Annotated in this window: 21 protein-coding genes; 10 read left to right on the top strand and 11 right to left on the bottom strand. The window is 66.9% G+C overall.

All coding sequences use genetic code 11. The features are described from left to right. The first annotated feature begins 147 nt into the window (after window positions 1-147). Entirely contained in the window at window positions 148-1,443 is a 1,296-nt protein-coding gene (gene ispG / locus A1351_RS09065; protein WP_064032819.1) for a flavodoxin-dependent (E)-4-hydroxy-3-methylbut-2-enyl-diphosphate synthase, read from the top strand. Here the strand turns inward: ispG and A1351_RS09070 are convergent, their stop codons facing one another. After that, window positions 1,444-2,286: a uracil-DNA glycosylase family protein gene (locus A1351_RS09070; RefSeq protein ID WP_026597815.1), complete on the bottom strand. Its 843-nt coding sequence runs from the start codon at window positions 2,284-2,286 to the stop codon at window positions 1,444-1,446. Window positions 2,287-2,504: 218 nt separating this feature from the next. Between A1351_RS09070 and A1351_RS09075 the strand changes: the two genes are divergently transcribed. After that, complete coding sequence (locus tag A1351_RS09075; protein WP_024878782.1) at window positions 2,505-2,795, top strand: hypothetical protein; 291 nt, start codon at window positions 2,505-2,507, stop codon at window positions 2,793-2,795. 36 nt (window positions 2,796-2,831) lie between these two features. Here A1351_RS09075 and A1351_RS09080 read toward each other — a convergent pair whose 3' ends face one another. From A1351_RS09080 to A1351_RS09090, 3 genes are all read right to left on the bottom strand, one after another. Beyond that, the gene (locus tag A1351_RS09080; RefSeq protein WP_036290197.1) at window positions 2,832-3,059 is read right to left on the bottom strand and encodes a YbdD/YjiX family protein; all 228 of its coding nucleotides are present in this window, start codon (window positions 3,057-3,059) and stop codon (window positions 2,832-2,834) included. After that, a complete protein-coding gene (locus A1351_RS09085; protein ID WP_064032820.1) occupies window positions 3,025-5,118 on the bottom strand; it encodes a carbon starvation CstA family protein in 2,094 nt (697 codons plus the stop codon). The genes A1351_RS09080 and A1351_RS09085 overlap by 35 nt, the downstream gene beginning before the upstream one ends. 488 nt (window positions 5,119-5,606) lie before the next feature. Beyond that, entirely contained in the window at window positions 5,607-6,995 is a 1,389-nt protein-coding gene (locus tag A1351_RS09090) for a sorbosone dehydrogenase family protein (protein WP_064032821.1), read from the bottom strand. Window positions 6,996-7,141: 146 nt separating this feature from the next. Between A1351_RS09090 and fae the strand changes: the two genes are divergently transcribed. Together fae and A1351_RS09100 are read left to right on the top strand one after the other, a co-directional pair. Further along, entirely contained in the window at window positions 7,142-7,681 is a 540-nt protein-coding gene (gene fae, locus A1351_RS09095; protein WP_024878778.1) for a formaldehyde-activating enzyme, read from the top strand. A 132-nt stretch (window positions 7,682-7,813) separates the two neighbouring features. After that, the gene (locus A1351_RS09100; protein ID WP_024878777.1) at window positions 7,814-8,206 is read left to right on the top strand and encodes an HU family DNA-binding protein; all 393 of its coding nucleotides are present in this window, start codon (window positions 7,814-7,816) and stop codon (window positions 8,204-8,206) included. A gap of 114 nt (window positions 8,207-8,320) precedes the next feature. Here the strand turns inward: A1351_RS09100 and A1351_RS23885 are convergent, their stop codons facing one another. Continuing rightward, on the bottom strand, window positions 8,321-10,642 hold the full coding sequence (locus A1351_RS23885; RefSeq protein ID WP_024878776.1) for a transporter substrate-binding protein: 2,322 nt from the start codon (window positions 10,640-10,642) through the stop codon (window positions 8,321-8,323). 186 nt (window positions 10,643-10,828) lie between these two features. On the opposite strand from A1351_RS23885, the gene A1351_RS09110 reads away from it, so the two are divergent. Continuing rightward, window positions 10,829-12,097, top strand: coding sequence for an alpha/beta hydrolase (locus tag A1351_RS09110; protein WP_024878775.1), 1,269 nt, complete (start codon window positions 10,829-10,831; stop codon window positions 12,095-12,097). A gap of 3 nt (window positions 12,098-12,100) precedes the next feature. On the opposite strand, the gene A1351_RS09115 is transcribed toward A1351_RS09110, so the two are convergent. Then, window positions 12,101-12,793, bottom strand: a complete 693-nt coding sequence (locus A1351_RS09115) for an SDR family oxidoreductase (protein ID WP_064032822.1) — start codon at window positions 12,791-12,793, stop codon at window positions 12,101-12,103. Between the two features lie 150 nt (window positions 12,794-12,943). Between A1351_RS09115 and A1351_RS09120 the strand changes: the two genes are divergently transcribed. Next, window positions 12,944-14,212, top strand: a complete 1,269-nt coding sequence (locus A1351_RS09120; protein WP_064032823.1) for a YjgN family protein — start codon at window positions 12,944-12,946, stop codon at window positions 14,210-14,212. A 1-nt stretch (window position 14,213) separates the two neighbouring features. Next, window positions 14,214-15,332, top strand: coding sequence for a M48 family metallopeptidase (locus A1351_RS09125; RefSeq protein WP_024878772.1), 1,119 nt, complete (start codon window positions 14,214-14,216; stop codon window positions 15,330-15,332). An 18-nt stretch (window positions 15,333-15,350) separates the two neighbouring features. On the opposite strand, the gene A1351_RS09130 is transcribed toward A1351_RS09125, so the two are convergent. After that, a complete protein-coding gene (locus A1351_RS09130) occupies window positions 15,351-16,613 on the bottom strand; it encodes a GNAT family N-acetyltransferase (RefSeq protein WP_024878771.1) in 1,263 nt (420 codons plus the stop codon). A gap of 328 nt (window positions 16,614-16,941) precedes the next feature. Here A1351_RS09130 and dxs point away from each other — a divergent pair, with 328 nt between their 5' ends. Beyond that, the gene (gene dxs / locus A1351_RS09135; protein ID WP_024878770.1) at window positions 16,942-18,873 is read left to right on the top strand and encodes a 1-deoxy-D-xylulose-5-phosphate synthase; all 1,932 of its coding nucleotides are present in this window, start codon (window positions 16,942-16,944) and stop codon (window positions 18,871-18,873) included. A gap of 218 nt (window positions 18,874-19,091) precedes the next feature. Here the strand turns inward: dxs and A1351_RS09140 are convergent, their stop codons facing one another. Continuing rightward, on the bottom strand, window positions 19,092-19,565 hold the full coding sequence (locus A1351_RS09140) for a hypothetical protein (protein WP_024878769.1): 474 nt from the start codon (window positions 19,563-19,565) through the stop codon (window positions 19,092-19,094). A 166-nt stretch (window positions 19,566-19,731) separates the two neighbouring features. On the opposite strand from A1351_RS09140, the gene A1351_RS09145 reads away from it, so the two are divergent. Further along, a complete protein-coding gene (locus A1351_RS09145; protein WP_024878768.1) occupies window positions 19,732-20,907 on the top strand; it encodes a lytic murein transglycosylase in 1,176 nt (391 codons plus the stop codon). A gap of 4 nt (window positions 20,908-20,911) precedes the next feature. Here the strand turns inward: A1351_RS09145 and A1351_RS09150 are convergent, their stop codons facing one another. The 3 genes from A1351_RS09150 to A1351_RS09160 are packed head-to-tail and all read right to left on the bottom strand — an operon-like array spanning window position 20,912 to window position 23,179. Continuing rightward, window positions 20,912-21,544 (bottom strand): FMN-binding negative transcriptional regulator, encoded by a 633-nt coding sequence (locus A1351_RS09150; RefSeq protein ID WP_024878767.1) that lies wholly within the window; start codon window positions 21,542-21,544, stop codon window positions 20,912-20,914. A gap of 28 nt (window positions 21,545-21,572) precedes the next feature. Then, window positions 21,573-21,815, bottom strand: coding sequence for a hypothetical protein (locus tag A1351_RS09155; protein WP_024878766.1), 243 nt, complete (start codon window positions 21,813-21,815; stop codon window positions 21,573-21,575). 38 nt (window positions 21,816-21,853) lie between these two features. After that, entirely contained in the window at window positions 21,854-23,179 is a 1,326-nt protein-coding gene (locus A1351_RS09160; RefSeq protein ID WP_064032824.1) for a dihydroorotase, read from the bottom strand. 166 nt (window positions 23,180-23,345) lie between these two features. On the opposite strand from A1351_RS09160, the gene A1351_RS09165 reads away from it, so the two are divergent. After that, a complete protein-coding gene (locus A1351_RS09165; RefSeq protein ID WP_024878764.1) occupies window positions 23,346-24,188 on the top strand; it encodes a folate-binding protein YgfZ in 843 nt (280 codons plus the stop codon). The last annotated feature ends 141 nt before the right edge of the window (window positions 24,189-24,329 follow it).

A 24,329-nucleotide genomic window follows, 5' to 3' on the forward strand; every position in this document is an offset into this window, starting at 1 on the left:
GCGCTCGACCTCCCCCCTCCAGGGGGAGGTGGAAGCTCCCGCTCCCACGAGGAGTCGGCTGCCGACATATCGCTTTGCCGCCAGCTTGACGCGAGACGCGTTCCGGCCCACCAAGGGCCAAATCCCATCGAGGGGACAAGACCGACGATGACCGACGAAATCGAGACCCGCCTTCCCGACCCCATCTCCGCCGAGCCGGCGCCGCGCCATAGGACGGCGGCGGTGACGATCGGCAGCGGGCCGCGCGCGGTGGCGCTCGGCGGCGGCGCGCCCATCGTCGTGCAGTCCATGACCAACACCGACACAGCGGATGTCGAATCCACGGTCGCGCAGATCGAAGCGCTGGTCCGCGCCGGCTCGGAGCTGGTGCGCATCACCGTCGATCGCGACGAGGCCGCCGCGGCCGTGCCGCATATTCGCGATCGTCTCGCGCAGAAGAATATCGACGTCCCGCTGATCGGCGATTTTCACTACATCGGCCACAAGCTGCTCGCCGATCATCCGGCCTGCGGCGAGGCGCTCGAAAAATATCGCATCAATCCCGGCAATGTCGGCTTCAAGGAGAAGAAGGACCGGCAATTCGGCGCGATCGTCGAGCTGGCCATCAAGCATGGCAAGGCTGTGCGCATCGGCGCCAATTGGGGCTCGCTCGACCAGGAGCTGCTGACCCATTTGATGGACATCAACGCCAATTCCGCTGCGCCGCTCGACATGCGCGCGGTGACGCGCGAGGCGCTGGCCCGCTCGGCGCTGATCTCCGCCGAGCGCGCCGAGGAGATCGGCCTCTCGCGCGACAAGATCGTCATCTCGGCCAAGGTCTCCGCCGTGCAGGACCTCATCGCCGTCTATCGCATGCTGGCGCTGCGCAGCGATTATGCGCTGCATCTCGGCCTCACCGAGGCGGGCATGGGCTCCAAGGGCGTCGTCGCCTCGGCGGCGGCGCTGGGCGTGCTGCTGCAGGACGGCATTGGCGACACGATCCGCGTGTCGCTGACGCCGGAGCCCGGCGGCGACCGCGCCAATGAGGTGCGCGTCGCGCAAGAGATTTTGCAGACGATGGGCTTTCGCACCTTCGTGCCGCTGGTCGCCGCCTGCCCCGGCTGCGGCCGCACCACCTCCACCGTGTTTCAGGAGCTGGCGCGCGATATTCAGTCGCATATTCGCGACCGAATGGCCGTCTGGCGGCAGGATTATCCGGGCGTCGAGACGCTGAATGTCGCGGTGATGGGCTGCATCGTCAACGGGCCGGGCGAGTCCAAGCACGCCGACATCGGCATTTCACTTCCCGGCACGGGCGAGGCGCCGACGGCGCCGGTCTTCATCGACGGCAAGAAGGCGATGACCTTGCGCGGCGAGGGCATAGCGGAAGAATTCACCCGCATCGTCGAGGATTATGTCGCCGGCCGTTTCGGCGGCGCCGACAAGGGCGAAGCGGCGGAATAATCAGCCGAGCGCCGCCGCCACCGCGCGCAGATCGCGCCAGGCGCGGCGCTTCATCGCCGGCGTCCTGAGCAGGCTGGCGAGCGATGGCGCGAGCAGCGCGCGCACAGTCCCGACGCCGCAATCATAATCGAACCAAGCGTTGCGATAGCGCGCGACATCCGGCGAGCCGAGCGCGGCGCGGGCGGCGAAATCGCCGAGGATCAGCAGAGCGCGCGGGGCGGCCAGCTCCACATGGCGGCGCAGGAAGGGCAGCAGCGCCGCAATCTCCACGGGGCTGAGCTCGCGCGCGCCGGGCGGACGCCAAGGGGTCGCATAGGCGAGATAGGCGCTGGAGCGGTCACGCCGAATCGCGCGCAGCATATTGTCGAGCAGCCGCGCCTCCGGCCCGACGAAAGCCGCACCGCCGCGCTCCTCCTCCTCGCCGGGCGAGAAATCCAGAACCATGAGAGGCGCGCTGGGCGCGCCGGCCGAGAAGAGAAAATGCCCGGCCGTCGCCTTCAGCGCGCAGCCGTCGAAACCCGCGAGCCGCTCCTGCAATTCCTCGATCGTCCGCGCCGCGCCCGCAGCGTCGCGGGCGGCGCGGGCGGCCTCCTCGGTAGAGACGGGAGCGGCGGAGCGCAGGGAGCGAGTCTCCCGCGCCGGCGGCTCGGCCCGACGCGCGGGCGCGGGTGTGGGCGCGACTATGGACGGAGGCGCGACGGCGCGGGCCGGCGGCGGCGCGGCGCTCTCGGCGAAACGGTCATGCGGCGTCTCGTCGATCGCTATGTCGACGCCGATCGACACATACCAATCGACGAGCGCGGCGAGCCCCGTCTCCAAGGAAAGATCGGCGTCAGCGGACATGGCCGCGAGCTTAGAGCAGAAGCGCGAAAAGGTGAAGGCGCGCGAGACGTGAGGCGCGCCCCCGAGGCGGGGCTGCGCGTCTCGCCCCTCCCCGCGCGCGAATGCGTAGATTATCGAGCTTCGCGACGCAGCGGCTCCGCAATAGGCTGGAACAAAATCAAGAATGTGCCGAGGGTGGAAACAGCGTTCAAAAATCACTGTTCACATAGAGAACTCACATGATCGACCTGATCGAAACCGTCGCGAAATCGCTGTTCGCGAAATTCGGGTCCAATCCGAAACTTTGGGATGGAGCTACGCTCAGCGAGCGCGAGAGATTCCGCCATGCGGCGGAAGATATACTGCAAGAGTTCGCCTCGCTCGCGCCCGTCGAGACGGCGGAGCTGGTCGAAAAAATCCGCGAGACGCGGATCACGCGTCTCGGATTTCTCTATATGGCCTATGCGCTGAACACTTCGGAAGCCGCCGCGCTGCTCACTTTTCGGGCGCTCGGCCGGGCCGAGTGCTGAAATCTTTCCGCGACTCGATCCGAACCGAAAAACACTCTAGCAGCAGCGCATCGCGCGCCGGCCGCCTTCGCCGAAACGGCTGGCCTGACGCTCGAGGAAGAACTCCTCGTGCGTCATCGTCGGCTCGTCCGGATGATTGGCGCGCCGATGCGCGAGATAGGCCTCATAATCCCCCTGCCCGATCATCAGCCGCGCGCCGTCGCGCAGCTTCCGCCCGAGCTTGGCGAGATCAAGCGCGGGCAATCCGCAGATCGTGCAGCTCATCGCTCGTCTCCCTGGTGGTGACGCTGGTCGCGCGCCGCGCCTCGCCGATCGCCCGCAGGCCGAAGAACAGCATCGACAATACGAGCGCGATGAAGATGGCGCAGAGCGTCGTATTCACATAATCGTTGAAGATGATGCGGCTCATCTCGGCGGCGGTCTTGGCCGGCGCGAGCAGTCTGCCCTCCGCCGCCGCGGCCGAATAGCGCGACGCATGGGCGAGGAAGCCGATCTTCGGATCGGGATGGAAAATCTTCTCCGCGCCCGCCGTCAGCGTGCAGATATAGAGCCAGGCCGCCGGCGCCGCTGCGATGAAGGCGTAACGCTCCCGCTTCATGCGGAACAGCACCACTGTGCAGAGCGTGAGCGCTATGGCCGCCAGCATTTGATTGGCGATGCCGAACATGGGCCAGAGCGTGTTGATGCCGCCGAGAGGATCGATGACGCCCTGATAGAGGAACCAGCCCCAGCCGGCGACGGCGAGCCCCGTTGCGCCGAAATTGGGAATCCAGGCGCGCGTATGCTTGAAGCGCGGCCAGAAGGTTCCGACGAGATCCTGAATCATGAAGCGCGCGACCCGCGTGCCGGCGTCCACAGTGGTGAGGATGAACAGCGCCTCGAACAGAATGGCGAAATGATACCAGAAGGCGGTCATCGAGGAGCCGCCGATCGCCCCCGACAGGATTTTCGCCATGCCGACGGCGAGCGTCGGCGCGCCGCCCGCGCGCGAGAGCACCGTCTTCTCGCCGACCTCGGCCGCCGCATGGCTCAGCGCCTCCGGCGTGATGACGAAGCCCCAGGACGAGATGGTCTGCGCCGCCGTGTCGACCGTGGAGCCGATGACAGCGGGCGCGCTGTTCATGGCGAAATAGACGCCCGGATCGAGCACGGTGGCGGCGACCAGCGCCATTATGGCCACAAAAGACTCCATCAGCATCGCGCCATAGCCGATGAAGCGGATCTGCGCCTCGTCGCCGATCATCTTGGGCGTGGTGCCGGACGAGACCAGCGCGTGAAAGCCGGAGATGGCGCCGCAGGCGAGGGTGATGAACAGGAAGGGAAAGACGCTGCCCGCGAAGACCGGGCCGGTTCCGTCGATGAAGCGGCTGACCGCCGGCATTTTCAGCTCGGGCGCCACATAGAAAATGCCGAGCGCGAGCGAGGCGATGGTGCCGATCTTCAGAAAGGTGGAGAGATAGTCGCGCGGCGCGAGCAGGAACCACACCGGCAGCACAGAGGCGACGAAACCATAGCCGATGAGCATGAAGGCGAGCGCCTCGCCTTTGAAGGTGAAGAGCGCGGCGAGCGCCGGCGTCTCGGCGACAGTGCGGCCGAGCGCAATGGAGCCGATGAGCAGCACGAAGCCGATCACCGACATTTCGAAAATACGGCCGGGACGCAAATAGCGGCCATAGACGCCCATCAGCACGGCGATGGGCAGAGTGGCGAAGACCGTGAAGAAGCCCCAGGGGCTGTCCGCCAGCGCCTTGACGACGATGAGCGCCAGCACGGCGAGCAATATGACCATGATGGTGAGAATGCCGACCATGGCGACGATTCCGGCGGCCGGGCCGAGCTCCGTCTTGATGAGATCTCCGAGCGAGCGCCCGTCGCGCCGCGTCGAGATGAACAGCACCACGAAATCCTGCACCGCGCCGGCGAAGACGACGCCGGTGAGCAGCCAGAGCGTGCCGGGCAGATAGCCCATTTGCGCCGCCAGCACCGGGCCGACCAGCGGCCCCGCCCCGGCTATGGCCGCGAAATGATGGCCGAACAGCACATATTTGTCGGTCGGCACATAATCGAGCCCGTCATTGTGGCGATGCGCCGGCGTCTTGCGCTGCGGATCGAGGCCGAGCGCGCGCTCCGCGATGAACAGCGAATAGAAGCGATATGCGACGAGATAGACGCAGATCGCCGCCGCCACCAGCCACATTGCGTTGACGGTCTCGCCCCGCGCCATCGCCAGAGTGAAGAGCGAGAAAACGCCGAGCGCGACGATTGCGGTCCAAAGGGCGATGGAGCCGAGCTTGCGGCCCGGCGTGACGAGTGGGAGGGACATAGCGCGAGCCTCGGCGTTTCCAGGAAAAGCCTGGGGACGAGATCGTCACCCGGCATTTTTCCCATGAAATAGGCCAAAGGCGCCCGCCGCGTCCAGCCGCGAGGGTCGCGCGCCGCCCTCTCTCGGCGGCGGGACGCGTCATCGGGACACGCCGCTCGTTTGGAACCTTTTGAAGGTCCGCAGATTGAATGGCTCGGGCGACGAATTCTGCACAGGAGACGCGCTTATGCACTGCGGAGATTGTCGTTTTTGGCGCCAGCCGGACAACCAATGCCGCCGCAACGCCCCACTGCCCATGCGCGGCCATGAGGGAACCATGGACACGGCATGGCCCCTCGTGACTGCGGAGGATTGGTGCGGCGAATACCAGCCCGGTTACATCGATCGGACCAGCATGCCCGCGGAAGCGCGGGCGCGCGCCCAGCCCCAGCACAAGGAACGCGCCCAGCACTGACAACGCGTCGAAACGAGCGCGGCCTTCTCGGGGCTCAATTTCCCGAGGTCTGCACAGGCGCGGCCGCGCCGCTATAGGACACGCGCCAGATCGTCCCATTGCCGTCCTCGCTCACCAGCAGCGAGCCGTCGCGCGCCACGGCGACATCGACGGGGCGGCCCCAGACGCGCGTGTCGTCCACGACGAAGCCGGTGAGAAAATCCTGATACTCGCCGGTCGGGACGCCATCCTTGAAAGAGAGGCGCACGATCTTGTAGCCGGTGCGCTTGGCGCGGTTCCAGGAGCCGTGCAGGGCGACGAAAGCGTCGCCCTTATACTCCGCCGGGAACTGGCCGCCGTCGTAGAAGGCGATGCCGAGCGGCGCCGAATGCGGCTGGAACAGCACATCGGGAACGGTGATCTTGCTCGCGAGATCGGGACGCTCGCCGGCGTGGCGGGGGTCCTCATGCGCGCCGATGTAATGCCAGGGCCAGCCGTAGAAGGCGCCCTCCTTCACGCGCGTGGCGTAATCGGGCGGCAGATCGTCGCCGAGCATGTCGCGCTCATTGACGACGCACCACAGATCGTCGGTCCCCGGCCGCAATTGCAGGCCGGAGCAATTGCGCAGCCCATTGGCGACATTGCGCCGGCTCTTACCTTCCGGGTCTATGGCGAGCACTGTCGCGCGCTCGAATTCGGCGCCGGCGCTCGCGCCCTGCCCATGCGCCGCCTCGAGCTGTACGACCTCCTGCGCGGAAGGGCGCGGATGGCCTTCGGCGACATTGGTCTTGGAGCCGACGGACACATAGAGCGTCTTGCCGTCGCGCGAGAAGACGAGATCGCGCGTCCAATGGCCGCCATCGGCGCCGGGCAGGGTCGCGATCGTCTCGGCGGGGCCGGAGGCGGCGAGATCGCCGTTCTTATAAGGGAAGCGCAGCACTTTCGTCGGCGTGCCGACATAGACGAAGCGCGGCTCCGGCCCCGGCGGATAGAAGGCTATCCCATAGGGACGCTCGAGTTCCGAGGCGAAGACATGGGACGAGGCCGGCGCGATTTTTCCATCCTGGAGGCGAAAGACGCGGAGCCGGCCGCCGACGCTCTCGGTGACGAAAATATCGCCATTGGGCGCATGGCGAATGACGCGCGGGCCTTGGAGGCCGGAGGCGAATATCTCCGCCGAAAAGCCCGCGAGGGTCTTGGGCGCGGCGCCGTCCGGCCGCGCGACCACCTGCGAGCGCGCGGCGGTCGGCTCGCTGGCCAGCGGCGCGGGCAAATCCTGCACGGTGATCTTGCGCCAGCTTCCCGGCGCGTCCTGTCGCCAATCGCTGAAGGCGGCGGGACCGACGAGGCGGCGCGCCGCCTCCGATTGCGCAAAGACGTGACCGGCGAAGGCGAGGCCGGCGACAGCGCCGGCGAGGAGAAGTGACGGGGCGAAACTCTTCATTGCGGCCTCTCTCGAAACAGAGCCGCAGTCTAGCGCGCGATAATCACATTTAGAAGATAGAATTAAAGGCGTCGACGCGCGCCCCTTCCTGCGGCGGACGGCCGGTGCTATTCGACCGCCTCCGACGAAAGAGAAGGAAAAACCATATGAGCGAGATCTGGCTGGCCACGGGCGAAGCGACGGTTCTGGCGGCGGACGGGCAATATACCGACGCCATGCCGGAAGTCATGATCGGCAGCGTGAAAGGCCCGGTGGGGACGGCTTTCGCCTCCATGACGGGACAGGTCGCGGGCCATCCGCGCATGTTCGTCATTCGCGATCTCAATCAGCAGGTGCGCCCCGCCACCATGATGACGACCAAGATGACGGTGCGCTCCAATGATTACGTCGAGCTGCTCGGCGGCGTCGTGCAGGCGGCGACCGGCGACGCCATCGTCGATGCGGTTTCGGAAGGAATCATTCCGAAAGATCAGGTGAATGATCTGGTCATGATCATCATGATCTGGCTCGATCCGCGTTGCGCCACCGATCCCAATCTCGATCGGCGCGATCTCTATCGCACCAATTACGAGGCGACGAAGCTGGCGATTTCCCGCGCTTTGAAGGGCGAGCCGACGATCGACGAGCTCATCGCCAACCGCAAGACGGTGACGCATTATGCGCTGGAGGGCGTGTTCGACGAGTGATTTTGCGCAGCCGGCATTGCAAAAATCGAGCATCGCGCCGATTGCGAATCACTTCTCGAAGCGTTAGCAAACGAATCCTCACATGGCGCGTCCGATGCGACGCGTCTCTTTTCGGTTCGAGGGAGATTTGCGATGGCCAAGGCGAAGAGCGAGAAGCCTGCGGCGGTGGCCAAGAAGGCCAAGAAGCCCGAAGCCGCTGCGGTTCGTCCTGTGAAGGAGAGCCTGACCAAGTCCGCTCTGATCAATCTGCTCGCCGAGCAGAACGAGCTTCCGCGCAAGACCGCCGCTGCGGTCTACGCCACGCTCGAGGAGGTGTTCCTCGGCTCCGTGCATCCGCGCGGCGTCGGCGAGTTCACCCTGCCCGGCCTGCTGAAAGTGTCGCTGCGCAAGGTTCCGGCGCGCAAGGCCGGCACTCTGGTGCGCAATCCCGCCACGGGCGAGATGGTCAAGGCCGCCGCCAAGCCGGCGAGCGTGCGCGTGAAAATCCGCGCCCTCTCCAAGCTGAAGACGGCCGCCACGCCCTGATCTTTCCTCGAGGGCTTCTTAGAGCGAGCCCGAAGGCTCGCGGTCCGAGGCTACGGCCTCGCACCGCGAGCCTTCGGGCTCGTTTCGTTTTCGGCGGCGCGCGATCTCGCGCGGTCACGCGGCGCGCGCCTTTCCGGCGCGGTTCTTGGTGAGCCAAGGGCTCCAGGGCTGCGGCGCGATCAGCCCGTCCCCGACGAAGACCGGAGCGATGCCTCCGCGCGCGACCCGGCCGATGAAAGCCGGCTTGTGCAGATGCTGCGTCTCGGCGTCCAGCCTCAGGGAGAAGCCGCTCGGCGCGCGGAGCGCATGCAGCGGCAGCGCGCGGCGCACCGCCGCGACATCGACGGAGCCCGCAGCGGCGACCGCCGCGCGCCATAGCTCGAAGCCGAGATAGCTCGCCTCCATCGCGTCATTGGTCGTGGCGTCGGGCGCGTTCTTATAGCGCCGCCATTGCTCGACGAAGCGGTGATTCTCCGGGCGGTCGATCGCCTGGAGGTAATTCCAGGCGACATAGAGCCCGTCGATATCGCAATGAGCGAGCGCCGGCAGCTCCGCCTCGCCGATCGACAGCGACAAGGTCGGCGCGAAGGCGACATCGCCGAGCGCGCCGAAAAAGCGCAGATTGGCGTCGCCGCTCACCGTCGAGACGATCGCCGCGCCGGACCGGGCGGCGAAGCGACGCGCGTCTCTGGCGATGGCGCGCCAATCCTCGAGGCCGGACGGCGCATAGATTTCGGCGATATCGGACGCATCCGCGCCATGCGCGGCGAGATAGGCGCGCAGAATGACGTTGGTGACGCGCGGATAGACGTCGTCATTGCCGATGAGCAGAAAGCGCCGCGCGCCGAGGCCTTTCAGAAAGTCCACGGCGGGGATCGCCGTCTGGCTCGGCGTGCCGCCAGAGTAGACGATATTGGGCGAACGCTCCTCGCCCTCATATTGGCTCGGATAGAAGAGCAGGCCCTTGGCCTTTTCGACCACCGGAAGCACGGCTTTGCGCGAGGCGGAGGTCCAGCAGCCGAAGATCGCCGCGACGCCGCGCTCCTCCAAGAGAAGGCGCGCCTGCTCGGCGTAGAGGGCGGGATCGGAGCGCGGATCGAGGATCACCGCCTCGAGCGGGCGTCCGAGGAGGCCGCCCTGCGCATTGCAGCGCTCGACCAGCATCGTCAGCAGCTCCTGCAGCGGCCGCTCGCTGCTCGTCATCGTGCCGGAGAGCGAATGCAATATTCCGATGCGGATCGCGCCATTGTCGAGATCGGCGAAATAGCGATCGACAGCGCAAACGAGGCTCTTCGAGCTGTCGAGCAGCGTCTCGGCGGCGGCGAGCGCCGAGCGGCCGGCGGAATGCGCCTGCGCGACGGCGCCGCCGACATCCGGCAGCGGCTCGCCAACGCCGCGGGCGACGAGGGACGCGCGCGCTCCTATGCCTTCGAGATCGGCCGCCTCCCGGCTCAGAGTGTCGGCGAGGTCACGATTGACGCCGGCGACCGCCTCGACGCTCGTCGACACTTCGGCGATAGCGCCGACCGTCTCCTCCACCGCGAAACGTATGGAGTCGATCTGCATCTCGATTTCGGCGGCCGCGCGCGAGGTTTGATTGGCGAGCGTTTTCACCTCGCTCGCCACCACGGCGAAGCCGCGCCCGCTCTCGCCGGCGCGCGCCGCCTCTATGGTCGCATTGAGCGCGAGCAGCGAGGTCTGGCCGGCGATCGACTGGATGAGCTTGCTCACCGCGCCGATGCGGCCGGCGGCGGCGGCGAGACCGCGCACGATTTCTTCCGCGCGCGTGAGATCGGCGGCGCTGCGATCGGCCGCCCGGCGCGCCGCCGTCACCTGGAGCGAGGAGCGCGCGACGAGGCCGATGATGGCGTCCCGCGCCGCCAGCGCCAGTCCGTCGACATCTTCCGCCGCAGTGGCGGCGGCGACGGCCGCATCGGAGAGACGGCGGCGGAGCATATCGCCATTGCAGGCGGCGCAGTCGCCCGCCGCCGACCGCACGCCGGCGTCGGCGACGGTGAGCGCATCTTCCGTCGCCTCCGCGATTTGGCTCAGCCGCCGCAGGAAGAAGGCTCGGCCGGCCTCGCGAATCGACTGCTCCGCCGCGCGGCTGCGCTCGGCGACGGCGAAAGCGTCGGCGGCGATCAAAGCGCGACGCAGCTCCTCCGCGACGCCGCGGAGCCGCGCCGCCGAACGTCCGCTCGCGGGCGGAAAAGGCGCGTAGCGATCACCCGCGGCGATTTTCTCCAAGCCTGCGATCTGCGCCGAGAGGCGGCGCTCGATCGCGCTCGCCGCCGCGAAAGCGGCGAGCGCCGCCGCGGCCCAGCAGAGCAGCGGATCGCCGCCGGCCCAGCCGAGGACGAGGGGTGTGAAGCAAGCGGCGAGAGTCGCCGCGAGGAGATAGGCGCAAGGAAGTTTCCCGGCCGAGCTGTCCGCCATGGATCGCACACTTCGCTATGAGTTTGAAAATTTGCACGTAATCTCGCTACACAACGGTTACCAACACCTTTCGATGTCCGATCTTTCCCGATCGATCGTCGCCGCCGCTCCTCGAATGGGGAATGGAAGCGCGTGACTCGCCTCGGCCGGCGGTTTATTCCCGGGTGGGATCGGGAGCTTTGCCGAATGAGCCGCTTTTCGAAACGCGTTCGTCTTCCGTCGTTCGCCCTCTGCCTCGCCCTCGCGACGGGCGGCTGCGGCGGGCGCCCCCATGGCGTGCTGACCCCGCAGCCGCAAACGGCGGGGACGAGCCGCGTCGAATTGCTGGTCGCCACCACGCGCAGCGATCGCGGCGCAGAGCCGGGAGATCTCTTCACCGGCGAGCGTGGCAAAGGCCTCGCCTTCGCCGATATCGCCATCTCCATTCCGCCGGACGGCGCGCGCCAGATCGGCGAGGTGCAATGGCCCGACTCTTTGCCGGGCGACCCCTCCCGCGAATTCGTCACCCTCCGCGCCGATCTGCTCGGCCAGCAGGAGGCGGCGCGCCGCTTCGACGCGCGCATCGTCAAGACGCCCAAGCGTCAAGCTCTGGTCTTCGTCCACGGCTTCAACACGCTCTTCGCCGAGGCGGTCTATCGCCTCGCGCAGATCGTCCATGATTCCGGCACGAGCGCGCTGCCGGTGCTGTTCACCTGGCCCTCGCGCGGCAAGCTGCTCGACTATGGCTATGACCATGAGAGCGCGAGCTATTCGCGCGACGCGCTGGAGCATGTGCTGCATATGCTCGCCAAGGACCCGTCCGTCGGCGAGATCTCGATACTGGCGCATTCCATGGGCAATTGGGTGACGCTGGAAGCGCTGCGCCAAATGGCGATCCGCGACCGCGGCCTCCCATCCAAGATCAAAAATGTGATGCTGGCCGCGCCCGACGTCGATTACGACGTGTTCTCGCGGCAGATCGCCGAGATCGACGAGCGTCGCGCCATCTTCACGCTCTTCGTCTCGCGCGAGGATGAGGCGCTGGCCGCTTCCCGCCGCGTGTGGGGCGACAAGGTGCGGCTCGGCGGCATCGATCCCGAGCGCGAGCCGTTCAAGGACGCTCTGGAGGAGCGGCGCTTCAAGGTCGTCGATCTCTCGACAGTGAAATCCGCCGACCCGCTCGGCCATGGCACATTCGCGCAATCGCCGGAGATCGTGCGCTCCATCGGCGCGCGGCTGGCGGAGGGCCAGACGCTCGCCGACAATCAGAATGGCGTGGGCGAGCGCCTGGGCCAGGTGGCGACCGGCGCAGCCTCGACCGTGGGGACGGCGGCGAGCGTCGCGGTCTCGACGCCCTTCGCCGTCATCGATCCGCGCACCCGCGAAAATCTCGGCGATCAGCTGCAGCGTCTCGGCGAGCAGATGAGCGACACCGCCTCCGCCGGAGCCGATGTCGTCTCACGCCCGCTGCATTGACAGCTACCAAGGAACGTCGAGGCCGCGATAATCGAGGAAGCGGCCCGTATCCGCACTGGTCAGCGCATCGAGCGTCCTTATGATTCCGCCCGCGCTCTCCTCGACGGAGAGATCGGCGTTCTTCCCGCCCATATCGGTGCGCACCCAGCCGGGACTGAGCGCGACGACCGTGACCTTCTCGCGCTTCAGATCATGGGCGAGACCTTGGGCGATCTTGTTCAGCGCCGCTTTGGCGGCGCGATAGGCGATGTTGGTGGAGCCCTCCATCGCCATGGAGCCGAGCCCGCTCGACATCAGCGCGATGCGCGGATTGTCGGCGCTCAGCATCAGCGGCAGAAAGGCCTGAACGAGCCGCAGCGGCCCCAGCGTGTTGATGTCGAAGAGATCGAGCGCGCCAGGAAAATCCATGTCCAATGTCGATTGCGTCTGCGGCCCATAGGCGCCGGCGTTGCAGACGAGCACATCGAGCGGCTCCGCCAACTCGCGCGCGGCGGCGCGAATCCCCGCCTCGTCACGCTGGTCGAAGACTTGGATCGCAAAGCGCGCGCGATGACGCGCCACATCATGCTGCAGCCGCTCGCGCGCCTCGTCGCTGCGCACGGAAGCGTCGACATCGTCGCCGCGGGCGGCGAGCAGCGTCGCCAGCCCATGGCCAATGCCCCTATTGGCGCCCGAAATAAACCAATGCTCCGCCATCGGCCGCTCCTCTCCTCATCCCAACATGGGAATATCGCCGACATGCGAATATAACGCGCATCGGCCCCGATCGAAGCTTGCCGTCGCCTCATCCAGCTTATACTGTAGGGCGGTTACATAACGAAAACATTGCGAAAGGCGGATCGCGTCATGAGCGACATTTCCTTCGCGGACGATCACGTCGCCGCACGCTCTCCTACTGAGGCGGCGCCGGTCCCGGTCCTCTTTACCGGCGACAATGGCGCATTTCGCCGCCTGGTCACGCGCGGCGCGCTGCTGGAGCTGGTGACGGCGGGCTTCTATCGCTTCTGGCTCGCCACAAATATGCGCCGCTATCTCTGGTCGAGCACGGTCATCGGCGGCGATGCGCTGGAATATGTCGGCACGGCGCGCGAGCTTTTGTTCGGCTTCTTCTTCGCGCTCGCCATTCTCGCGCCCGTCTATATCGCCTATATCGTCGTCGGCTTCGAGGCGGAGCGGCAAAAGGCTTTCGCCTCGCTGCCGCTGGGCCTGTTCTTCGTAGCCTTCGGCCAGTTCGCCATCTATCGCGCGCGGCGCTATCGGCTCAACCGCAGCGGCTGGCGCGGCCTGCGTTTCGGCATGGGTGGCTCCGGCCTCGCCTATATGTTCCGCGCCATCGGCTGGGGACTACTGATCGCGCTCACGCTCGGCCTCGCCCTGCCCTGGGCAGAGGCGGCGCTCGAGCGCTATAAGATGCGCCACACCTATTATGGCGCGCTGGAGGGCGACTTCGTCGGCCGCGGCGGCGATTTCTTCAAGCGCGGCTGGTGGATCTGGACGGTCTCGCTGGCCTATCCGATTCTCCTCTACCTCCTCGCCCGCTCGTCCCAGCACGCCGGCGTGTCCGCGGGCGATGGAAGCGGCCGCACCATGGTGAACAATTCCAATGCGACGGGGCTGCTCGTCACCCTCGGCGTCATCGTCGCCTTTCTCCTGTATCCGTCGCTCTACGCCGCCTTCAAAGGCGCGCAATGGCGTTGGTGGCTCGGCGGGCTGCGCCTCGGCGGAATTCGCCTCGAGAGCAAGCTCGAGACGACAAAGCTGCTGACGAATTACTACGCTCTGTTCGCCATCGTCGTCGGCGTGACCCTCGTCGCAATCGTTCTCGCGATCGTGGCGGCCAGGATCACCGGCTTTCAGGGCGCCGTCGCCCCGGGAGCGGCGCCGCATATTCCCATTGGGACAATGACCGCCTGGATCGGCGTCTATGTCGCGACCTTTCTCGCGACCGGCGTCGCCTCGCGCATCTTTCTCACGCAGCGCGTCTGGAAGATCGTGGCGAGCTCCGTGCGCGTTCACGGCCTCGAGGCCGCCGAGGATGTCGCGACGCGCGCCAGCGTCGCGCCGAGCGCGATCGGCGAGGGTTTCGCCGATAGTCTCGACATCGTCGGCTTCTGACATGAGCGCGGAGCCGCAGCCGGAAGCCCTGGACGACGAGGCCGTCATATTCTTCGACGGCTGGAGCAGCCGCAAGCGGCGCGTCGCGCTGCGCTTCGGCGCGACGTTGGAGATCGTCCAGAATGGCGCGACGCTCGCGTCCTGGCCCTATGACGATATTCGCCGCATCGACTCGCCGATCTTCGCCCTGCGGCGCGAGACGGCGGCGGGCGAGCTGGCGCGGCTGGAATTGCACGATCCGCGCCTCCACGATGAGATCATCGCGCGCTGCCCCTTTCTCAGCGGCAAGACGCGCCCCGGCGCAAATCGCGCGATCGTCTATTGGTCGCTGGCCGCGACGACGAGCTTCGTCGCGCTGATCTGGTTCGGCATTCCATTCGCGGCCGATCGCATCGCGCCGCTCGTGCCTTATTCCTTCGAGCGGCGGATCGGCGAGGCGGCGGAGGCGCAATTGCGCAGCATCTTTTCCGCCGAGCCCTGCGGCGGCGCGAAAGGCGCCGGGGCGCTCACGCGATTGTCCGAGCGGCTGCAATCGGCCGCCGCGCTGGAGGAGCCAGCGCGCATAGAAGTGCTGCGATCCGCCATTCCCAATGCGCTCGCTTTGCCCGGCGGCAAGATCTATGTGTTCTCGGGATTGCTGACCCGCGCGGAGACGCCGGACGAGGTCGCCGGCGTCGTCGCCCATGAGATCGGCCATCTCAAACATCGCGACTCCATGCGCAAGCTCATCACCACGGGCGGAACCTCCTATCTCATCGGCCTGCTGTTCGGCGATATGACCGGCGCCGGCGCGCTGGTCTTCGCCAGCAAGGCGCTGATCGGCGCCGCCCATTCGCGCGAGGCGGAGGCGCAGGCCGACTCCTTCGCCGCCGATCTGATGGCGCGGCTCGGCCGCCCGGCCAAGCCGCTCGGCAATCTGCTGACGCGCATCTCCGGCTCGGAGAATGGCGCCTTCGGCCTGCTGCACGATCATCCGCTGACCGCCGATCGCCTCGCGGCGCTCGCCGCCGCCGACAAAGGCGAGCGCGGGCCGCCGCTGCTCGACGCCGAGAATTGGGCGGCGCTGAAGGCGATCTGCAAGCAAGAGGCGAGCGAGACGAAAGACGCGATCACGCCGTGAGACACGGCGCGCGGCCGCTCACCGCTTGCGGTTCAGCACGCGGTGATAGAGCGTCTTCGCCGCCTCGCGCAGACGCCGCCGCCAGACTTCCTTGGCGTGCGCCTCGGCGAATTGCGTGACGCCGTCGGTCTTCGCCTGCACCATCAGATCGCAGACGACGAGACGATCGGGCCAGCAGCGCTCGATCATATAATGGCCAGGGATGGCGCAAGAATCGGTGATCGCCATATCGGCGCGCTCCGATTGCGTCTCCGTGATGGCGTAGACGAGCTGCACGCCGGGCGCCTGGGCGCGCAGGCTCTCGTCATAGGCGATCTTCCAGAAATAGGAGCGCGCGCCGCTCTCGATGACGACGCCCATGGCGATCGGCTTGCCGGCGAGCTCGAGGCTGTGAATGCGAATCTTGCCCTCGCGCGCCAGCAGACGGGTCGCGCTGCGCACGAAAGTGGCGAGCGAGGGATGGCCGAGCAGCGCGCCGCGCTCGGCCTTCCAGCCGCTGGCCTCGAGCGCGAGAAAATCCTCCGTTGCGCGGGGAATGTCGGCCGGCGTCGAATAGATGACGCGCTTCAGCTCGCCGGCCTCCTCCAGCCGACGGCGGCGGCGGCGCATCTCGCTCAGCGCCTTGCGCGAGGAGGTGCGCGTCCACACCTCCTCCGGATCGCCGCCGGCGAGCAGAGCGGCGCGCTCATGCCGATCGAGCACGCGCCAGTCGCGCCCGGTGGCGCGCGCGGCGCGGGTGAAGGCGGCGAAGACCGGCCCGCTCATCGGCGTCTTGGGAATGAGCACTGCGCCCGCGCCGAAGCGGCTGCCGGCGAACCAGTCGAGAATGGCGGCGGCCGCCTCCTCCGCGCATTCGCGATCGAGCAGCGGGGTCGCCAGCGCGGCCTGCTTATGCAGCCAGCCGCGCGCCGTCGCCGCGCCGAGCGAGAAGCCGGGCGCGACGATGGGAAACAGCGCGACCAGCCGCCGCGCGCCCCCCTGCGCGCCCGCCTGCCGCCACACGGTGACGAAGACCGGACGCGATTTCGCCGGAAAATGCCGCGCCGCCGGCAGCGCGAAGCCGGGCTCCAAAAACCCGTTGGGCTCGATGGCGCGCGACACGAGCTCGGCCCAATCGCGAACATGCTCGCTCATCCGCTCGACTCCGAGCGCCTCCGTCTCCAGCGAACCGTTCGTCATGACGCCTTCGCGGCGAGCCGCGCTCTGCTCGGAGGCTCTCGAAGGGCCGGGAAGGCTGCCCAGAAACGCCGTCCTATTGATCCAAAATGGCGTGGTGGCCATGATTCGCCCCTCGTCGCTTGTCAGTTTCGCCCAGGTCCGACGCCATTGCGAGACGAATCACGTCGACTGCGCCGGACGTTTCAAGAGCGAGGCCACCGAAGCGGGTCGCCGCCACTCCGAGCCTGTGGGAAATTTGTCACATGAGAGATAAATATTTGGGGAACAAAGGGATCGGAAGAGAGACCGTGCTGCTGCGTGGTTGCGCGCGCGCTTCCTCCCGTGCCAGAGTGACACTGCCGAGGTCCGGCATTTGCCGGATGTGGCGGACCCGCTATATGAGATCACCTGCGGTCGAGTCCCTCGGCCCGTCCAGACCAGAGTAGGCGCTTTGACGACTTCGAAGACCCCCCTTCTCGACCGGATCGAAACGCCGCAGGATCTGCGCAAGCTGCAGCCCGGCCAGCTCCGCCAGCTGGCCGACGAGCTGCGCCGCGAGACGATCGACGCGGTCTCCGTCACTGGTGGGCATTTGGGCGCCGGGCTCGGCGTCGTCGAGCTGACCGTCGCGCTGCATTACGTCTTCGATACGCCGAACGACAAGATCGTCTGGGACGTCGGCCATCAGACCTATCCGCACAAGATTCTGACCGGCCGCCGCGAGCGCATTCGCACGCTGCGCCAGGGCAAGGGGCTCGCCGGCTTCACCAAGCGCGCCGAGAGCGAATATGACGCCTTTGGCGCCGGCCATTCTTCCACCTCTATCTCGGCCGGCCTCGGCATGGCGGTGGCGCGCGATCTCTCCGGCGGCGCCAATCACGTCGTCGCGGTGATCGGCGACAGCGCCATTTCGGCGGGCATGGCCTATGAGGCGATGAACAACGCCGGCGCGCTCGACTCCCGCCTCATCGTCATTCTCAACGACAATGACATGTCGATCGCGCCGCCGACCGGCGCCATGTCGGCCTATCTCGCCCGGCTCGTTTCCGGCGGCGCCTTCCGCACCTTGCGCGAGACGGCCAAGCAGCTCGCCCGCCATCTGCCGCATTTCCTCTATGAGAAAGCGCGCAAGGCGGAGGAATTCTCCCGCAGCTTCATCACCGGCGGCGGGACGATGTTCGAGGAGCTCGGCTTCTATTACGTCGGGCCGATCGACGGACATAATCTCGAGCATCTCCTGCCTGTGCTGACCAATGTGCGCGACAAGGACGACGGCCCGGTGCTGGTTCATGTCGTTACCCAAAAGGGCAAGGGCTATGGCCCGGCCGAGGCCGCGGCGGACCGCTATCACGGCGTCAATCGTTTCGACGTGCTGACCGGCGCGCAGGACAAGCCCAAGGCCAACGCCCCCTCCTACACCAGCGTCTTCGCCAAGACCCTGGTGGCGGAGGCCGAGCGCGACGACAAGATCGTCGCCATCACCGCCGCAATGCCGGCCGGCACCGGCCTCGACCTGTTCGAGAAGGCCTTCCCGGACCGAATGTTCGACGTGGCCATCGCCGAGCAGCATGCCGTGACCTTCGCCGCCGGCCTCGCCTGCGAGGGCTATAAGCCCTTCTGCGCGCTCTATTCCACCTTCTTGCAGCGCGGCTACGACCAGCTTGTGCATGATGTCGCGATCCAGCATCTGCCGGTGCGTTTCGCAATCGACCGCGCCGGCCTCGTCGGCGCCGACGGCCCCACTCACGCGGGCGCTTTCGACATCGCCTATCTCGCCTGCCTGCCCGGCATGGTGATCATGTCGCCTTCGGACGAGGCCGAGCTGGTCCATATGGTGGCGACCTCCGCCGCCTTCGACGAAGGCCCGATCGCTTTCCGCTATCCGCGCGGCGAGGGCGTCGGCGTCGAGCTGCCCCAGCGTGGCGAAGTTCTGGAGATCGGCCGCGGCCGCGTGATCCGCGAAGGCTCGAAAGTGGCGATCCTCTCGCTCGGCACGCGGCTCGCCGATGCGCTGACGGCGGCCAAGGAGCTGACCGGCCGCGGCATTTCGACAACGGTGGCGGACGCCCGCTTCGCCAAGCCGATCGACCGCGATCTGCTGCTGCGTCTCGCCGCCAATCACGAGGTCCTCATCACGATCGAGGAAGGCTCGATCGGCGGCTTCGGCTCGCAGGCGTTCCAAGTCCTGTCGGAGCATGGCGCGCTGGACGGCGCGCGCGGGACGTTCAAATTCCGCTCGATGATCCTGCCCGATCTCTATATCGACCATGACAAGCAGGACGTGATGCTCGCCCGCGCCGGCCTCGACGCCCGCGCCATAGTGGCCAAGGCGCTGGAAGCGCTCGGCGACGAGCGCGGCGCCGCCCGCGCGCTGATCGCCTGAGCCGCCGAATCTGACGGCGCGACGGTCCTTCTCCCGTGCGCGGGCGAAGGTGGCCCTTGCGAAGCAAGGGTCGGATGAGGGTCCATCAGGACGCCTGAAATCTCGTCGCAATCAGAGTCGATGAAGTCCTCCGCGCCTTCTGGACGCACCCTCATCCGACCCGGCTTCGCCGGGCCTCCTTCTCCCACGAGTGGGAGAAGGAGATTTCCGCACTTTTTCTACTGCTTGTAGACCACGCCGTCGGGACCCTTCCAGCCGTCGCCGTCGGCATAGAAGCGATATTCCTCATCGAAGACGATCGTCTCACCGGGGGCCACATATTGCTTGCCCTTGGGATCGCTGTTGCGCGGCGCGGTCACGTAATGCTTGCTCGGCGAGCAGCCCTCGGGAAACTTGCCGGCGTCATCCGGCTTGCATTCGAGATTGGCGCCCTCGGGAAACTGCGCCGAGGCGTTGAAGAACAGCTCGAAGCCTTTCTCGCCGGTCGCATGCATCTCCAGCCGCTCGGTCATCGTCTGCTTGAAGGAGAGAATTTTTCCGGGCTTGTCGAAGCGCTGCTTCAGCAGATTATCGAAAATCTGCCGCGCATTGGCTTCGGTCGGATCGGGACAGCCGAACCAGCAGATGGCGGCGGCGTGGTCGATGGTGAGCGGCATGACGGCGAGCGTCAGCGCGAGCAATCTCGAAAGCATGGGGTTCCTCTTTTTGTCTGGTGTCGCGCCATTTTCGGGCCGGGCGCCGTCGCCGCCCGTCTCCGCGCGGGCTTGGGCCTCAAATTAGCCGATCTCCGCGCCGAAATGAACCGAAACGGACGATCGCAGCAACGAAGCAGTAACCATAGGTACCTAGCATCCGCTCATGAAGATCACGCATAAGCTCCCGGCGGTCCTCGCCCTTCTCCTTTGCGCCGCGCCGGCGCGGGCCGATTTCGCCTCCTGCCTCGCCGGCCTGCGCCATGCGGCGGCCGGCGCGGGCGTGTCGCAGCGCGTCATCGACAGCGCGACCAATGGGCTCGAGCCCAATGACGCGCCGAGCTTCATGGACAAGCAGCCCGAGTTCAAGACGCCGATCTGGGATTATATCGCAGGCCTCGTCGATGAGGAGCGCGTCGAGGAAGGCCGCGCCATGATGCAGCGCCACGCCTCCGCCCTGCATGCGGCGGAGCAGCGTTACGGCGTCGATCCGGCGACGGTCGTCGCAGTCTGGGGCGTCGAATCGGATTTCGGCAAGAATTTCGGCAAGCGCAGCGTGGTGCAATCGCTGGCGACCCTCGTCTGCGAGGCGCCGCGCCGCAACGACTATTTCAAAGGCGAATTCATCGCCGCGCTGAAGATTTTGCAGAGCGGCGACATTGCGCCGGAGGAGTTCAACGGCTCCTGGGCCGGCGCCTTCGGCCATACGCAATTCATGCCCTCCACCTTCCTCTCCACGGCGGTCGATCTCGACGGCGACGGTCGGCGCAATATCGCCAGCTCTGCGGCCGATTCGCTCGGCAGCACGGCGAATTTCCTGCGCAAGGCCGGCTGGCGGCCGGGCCTGCGCTGGGGCTTCGAGGTGAGCGTTCCCGCGGGCTATGGCGGTCCCTCCGGCCGCACGACGAGGCAGCCAATGTCGGCCTGGGCGTCGCGCGGGATCGCGCGGCTCGACAGCGGCGGGCTCGGCGATGGTCAGGCGGCGCTGCTGCTGCCGGCCGGCCGCAACGGCCCGGCCTTTCTGGTGACGCGCAACTTCGACGCTATTTATTCCTATAATGCCGCCGAATCTTACGCGCTGGCGATCGCCGTGCTGTCGGATCGGCTGCGCGGGCGCCCGGGCATTCAAGCGCCCTGGCCGACCGACGATCCGGGCCTCTCCCGCGCCGAGCGCCGCGAGATGCAGGCGCTGCTCAACCGCCAGGGCTATGCCGTGGGCGAGCCGGACGGCGTGATCGGAACCAAGACGAAGGAAGCCCTCGCCGACTTCCAGAGCCGCGCGGGACTGAAGGCGGACGGCAGGGCGGGCAAGAAGACGCTGGACGCGTTGCGGGGGCGATGAAGCCTCAGGCCTTCCGGTCCAGCGCCGCGAGCGCCTTCGCCATTCGCCCGGCGCTCTCGCCGCCCTCCGCCTCGAGCCCGGCGATCACTCCGGCGCGATCGGCGGCGTTGCGATTCTGGCTGAGCTTGCGCTTCGCCTCTATGCGCGTGATCGACAGCTCTATGCCGACGATCCCTGTCATGATCGCATCGATAAAAGCATCCGGCGCATCCTCGAGCGCCCAGGGCGCGGGCCGCGCCGATTCGTGACGCGCCGTCAAATCGCGCAGCAAAGCGCGAATCCAATTCGCATCCTCGATCGCGCGCAGGCGGCCATAGACATGGACCGCCTCGTAATTCCATGTCGGCACGACCTTTCCGGTCTCGCGCTTCGTCGCATACCAGGAAGGCGTCACATAATGGTCGAGGCCGGTGAAGATCGCCAGCGCCTCGCTGGCGGGATCGAAATCCCGCCACAGCGGATTGGCGCGCGCGACATGCGCGCGCAGCACATTGGCCTCAGCGTCGAAGAGAAACGGAATGTGATCGGCGACGATCACGCCATTCACGATCCGCGTGAGCGCGCCGAGCGGATGCGCGTCGATAAGGGCGGCGATCGTCTCGAAATGCTGCTCGTGGAAAAGATCGGGAAGATACATAGCTCGGAGCCTGCGCTCGACGCCGCAATCAGCGCGTGAATTTGATCGCGGCGAAGATGAAGCCGCCGAGCGCGAGCTGCGTGACGACCAGCCAGCGGAGAATGTCAACCTTCAAATCGGCGACGGCTTCCTTCAGGTCGCTTTTCGTCGTGAGCTGCGAGCCGTCGATTTCGCGTAATGCCTCAACCACGCCCGTCGCTTGCTCCTCGGAGAAGCCGCGTTTGCGCAATATCTGAGAAACCGCGAGAGTGTCGATGGTGAGTGCGCTCATGGCGTAAGATTAAGCGCTCGCCGCCGTCAAATCAACGCTCACAACGCCTGCTGAAACCGTATCGGCGCGCCGCGCGAGGGCGACACCAGCTCGCCCTCCCACATCACCCGCACGCCGCGAATGATCGCGCCAACCGGCCAGCCTGTGACCTCCACCCCGTCATAGGGCGTCCAGCCGCAGCGCGAGGCGATCCAGTCATTGCGGATGGTCTCGCGGCGCTTCAGATCGACGACGGTCAGATCGGCGTCATAGCCCACGGCGACGCGGCCTTTGCCGGCGAGGCCGAACAGCCGCGCCGGCCCGGCGCTGGTGAGGTCCACGAAGCGCTGCAGCGTCAGCCGGCCGGCGTTCACATGGTCCAGCATCGTCGGAACCAGAGTCTGCACGCCGGTCATGCCCGAAGGACTCTCCGGATAGGGCTTGGCCTTCTCCTCGAGCGTATGCGGCGCATGGTCGGAGCCGAGCACATCGACGATCCCCTGCGTCACGCCGCGCCAAATCCCCTCGCGATGGCGCGCGTCGCGCACCGGCGGGTTCATCTGCACCAGAGTGCCGAGCCGCAAATAGTCTTGCGCATCGAGGGTGAGATGATGCGGCGTCGCCTCGACGCTGGCGATATCCTTGTGACGTGCGAGAAACTCGATCTCCTCGGCCGTCGATATATGCAGCACATGCACCAGCGCGCCCTTTTCGCGCGCGATGCGCAGCAGCCGCTCGGTGGAGCGCAGCGCGGTGATCTCGTCGCGCCAGACTGGATGCGAGGTCGGATCGCCCGGAATGCGCAGGGGCTTGCGCTCCTCCAGGCGATATTCGTCCTCGCTGTGGAAGGCAGCGCGACGGCGCGTCTTGGAGAGAATCTCGCCGACGCCGGCGTCATCGGCGACCAGCAGCGAGCCGGTGGACGAGCCCATGAAAACCTTTATCCCCGCCGCGCCGGGCAGGCGCTCGAGCTCGGGGATATCCTTCGCATTCTCATGCGTGCCGCCGACCCAGAAGGCGAAATCGCAATGCGCGCGGCCCGAGGCGCGCGCCACCTTGTCGGCAAGCTCGGCGGCGCCGGTGGTCAGCGGCTTGGTGTTGGGCATTTCGAAAACCGCCACGACTCCGCCGAGGACGGCGGCGCGCGTTCCGGTCTCCAAATCTTCCTTATGGGTGGGGCCGGGCTCGCGAAAATGCACCTGCGTGTCGATGACGCCGGGCAGGATATGAAGGCCCGCGCAATCGATCCGCTCGCCGGCCGAGGCTTGCGCAAGATCGCCGATCTCGGCGATCTTGCCGTCGCGCAGCCCGATATCGCGCGGCGCGACGCCATCCTGATTGACGAGCGTGCCGCCGGCGAGAATCATGTCGAAGGTCTTGGGCATGGCTGGCGCCTCGCTTGCAGGTGTCGCCCGGACTATGGAGTTTCGACGCGAACGGGGCGTCGCCCTCTCGAGACGATCTAGCGCAGATTGGCGCGGGCCGGAACCCGCGCTGCGCTAGCGAGAGGCGCCTGTCGGTTCGCCGACCTCATTTGGAGCACATCGGACAATGACCAGCGCCACACTTCTCTCGGATCGAGGCGTCGTCGAGGTCGCAGGCCCCGACGCCGCCAAATATCTGCACGGCATTCTCACGCAGAATGTGAAGACCATCGAGGCCGGCGAGCTGCGCTTTGCGGCGCTGCTCACGCCGCAAGGCAAGATCATCGTCGATTTCTTCATCTTCGCCCGCGCCGGCGAGGAAGGGCTCGTGCTGCTGCTCGATTGCGCGTCCAATATGGTGGAGACGCTGCTCGACCGTCTGAAATTCTACAAGCTGCGCGCCGCCGTGACGATCACCGACCGCAGCGCCGATTACGCCAGCGTCGCCTTCCCGGAGGCGACCGCAAAGCCGGCGATCGACGCCATCGCCCTCGCGGCGGATCCCCGCGCGGAAAGCCTCGGCTGGCGCGGCCTCGTGACGCGCGAGATCGCCGGAACGCTCGCCACCGCGCCGCGCGACGCCTATGACGCCAAGCGCATCGCCGCCGCCGCGCCCGAGGGCGGCCTCGATTTCGTCTATGGCGACGCCTTCCCGCATGAGGCGAATATGGATCGCCTCGCCGGCGTCGATTTCAAGAAAGGCTGCTTTCTCGGCCAGGAGGTGGTCTCGCGCATGAAGCACCGCGGCCCGGTGCGCAAGCGCGTCGCCACTTTCCACGCCGAGGGCGCGGCCCCGGCGCCGGGCACGACGATCAAGGCCGGCGAGGTGGAGATCGGCGTCACCGGCTCGGCCGTGGGCGGCGAAGGTCTGGCGCTGATCCGTCTCGACCGGCTGGCCGACGCCAAGGCCGGCGGCTCCACGCCGCTCGCCAATGGCGTGCCGCTGGAATTCACTGTGGTCGAAGGCTGAGCGGCGACAGGGGCGCATCCACCCTCCCCTTCAGGGGGAGGGTCGGCCGGCGATAAGCCGGACGGGTGGGGTTCACGCGAAAGACTCGGGGCGCGTCACCCCCTCCCGATCGCCTTCGGCGCTCTACCTCCCCCTCGAGGG

Origin of the sequence: Methylosinus sp. R-45379 (assembly GCF_001644125.1) — a bacterium.
GTDB lineage: Bacteria > Pseudomonadota > Alphaproteobacteria > Rhizobiales > Beijerinckiaceae > Methylosinus.

Coding starts and splice junctions, on each gene's coding strand:
- ispG (WP_064032819.1), top strand. CDS start 148: ATGACCGACGAAATCGAGACCCGCCTTCCCGACCCCATCTCCGCCGAG.
- A1351_RS09070 (WP_026597815.1), bottom strand. CDS start 2,286: ATGTCCGCTGACGCCGATCTTTCCTTGGAGACGGGGCTCGCCGCGCTC.
- A1351_RS09075 (WP_024878782.1), top strand. CDS start 2,505: ATGATCGACCTGATCGAAACCGTCGCGAAATCGCTGTTCGCGAAATTC.
- A1351_RS09080 (WP_036290197.1), bottom strand. CDS start 3,059: ATGAGCTGCACGATCTGCGGATTGCCCGCGCTTGATCTCGCCAAGCTC.
- A1351_RS09085 (WP_064032820.1), bottom strand. CDS start 5,118: ATGTCCCTCCCACTCGTCACGCCGGGCCGCAAGCTCGGCTCCATCGCC.
- A1351_RS09090 (WP_064032821.1), bottom strand. CDS start 6,995: ATGAAGAGTTTCGCCCCGTCACTTCTCCTCGCCGGCGCTGTCGCCGGC.
- fae (WP_024878778.1), top strand. CDS start 7,142: ATGAGCGAGATCTGGCTGGCCACGGGCGAAGCGACGGTTCTGGCGGCG.
- A1351_RS09100 (WP_024878777.1), top strand. CDS start 7,814: ATGGCCAAGGCGAAGAGCGAGAAGCCTGCGGCGGTGGCCAAGAAGGCC.
- A1351_RS23885 (WP_024878776.1), bottom strand. CDS start 10,642: ATGGCGGACAGCTCGGCCGGGAAACTTCCTTGCGCCTATCTCCTCGCG.
- A1351_RS09110 (WP_024878775.1), top strand. CDS start 10,829: ATGAGCCGCTTTTCGAAACGCGTTCGTCTTCCGTCGTTCGCCCTCTGC.
- A1351_RS09115 (WP_064032822.1), bottom strand. CDS start 12,793: ATGGCGGAGCATTGGTTTATTTCGGGCGCCAATAGGGGCATTGGCCAT.
- A1351_RS09120 (WP_064032823.1), top strand. CDS start 12,944: ATGAGCGACATTTCCTTCGCGGACGATCACGTCGCCGCACGCTCTCCT.
- A1351_RS09125 (WP_024878772.1), top strand. CDS start 14,214: ATGAGCGCGGAGCCGCAGCCGGAAGCCCTGGACGACGAGGCCGTCATA.
- A1351_RS09130 (WP_024878771.1), bottom strand. CDS start 16,613: ATGGCCACCACGCCATTTTGGATCAATAGGACGGCGTTTCTGGGCAGC.
- A1351_RS09140 (WP_024878769.1), bottom strand. CDS start 19,565: ATGCTTTCGAGATTGCTCGCGCTGACGCTCGCCGTCATGCCGCTCACC.
- A1351_RS09145 (WP_024878768.1), top strand. CDS start 19,732: ATGAAGATCACGCATAAGCTCCCGGCGGTCCTCGCCCTTCTCCTTTGC.
- A1351_RS09150 (WP_024878767.1), bottom strand. CDS start 21,544: ATGTATCTTCCCGATCTTTTCCACGAGCAGCATTTCGAGACGATCGCC.
- A1351_RS09155 (WP_024878766.1), bottom strand. CDS start 21,815: ATGAGCGCACTCACCATCGACACTCTCGCGGTTTCTCAGATATTGCGC.
- A1351_RS09160 (WP_064032824.1), bottom strand. CDS start 23,179: ATGCCCAAGACCTTCGACATGATTCTCGCCGGCGGCACGCTCGTCAAT.
- A1351_RS09165 (WP_024878764.1), top strand. CDS start 23,346: ATGACCAGCGCCACACTTCTCTCGGATCGAGGCGTCGTCGAGGTCGCA.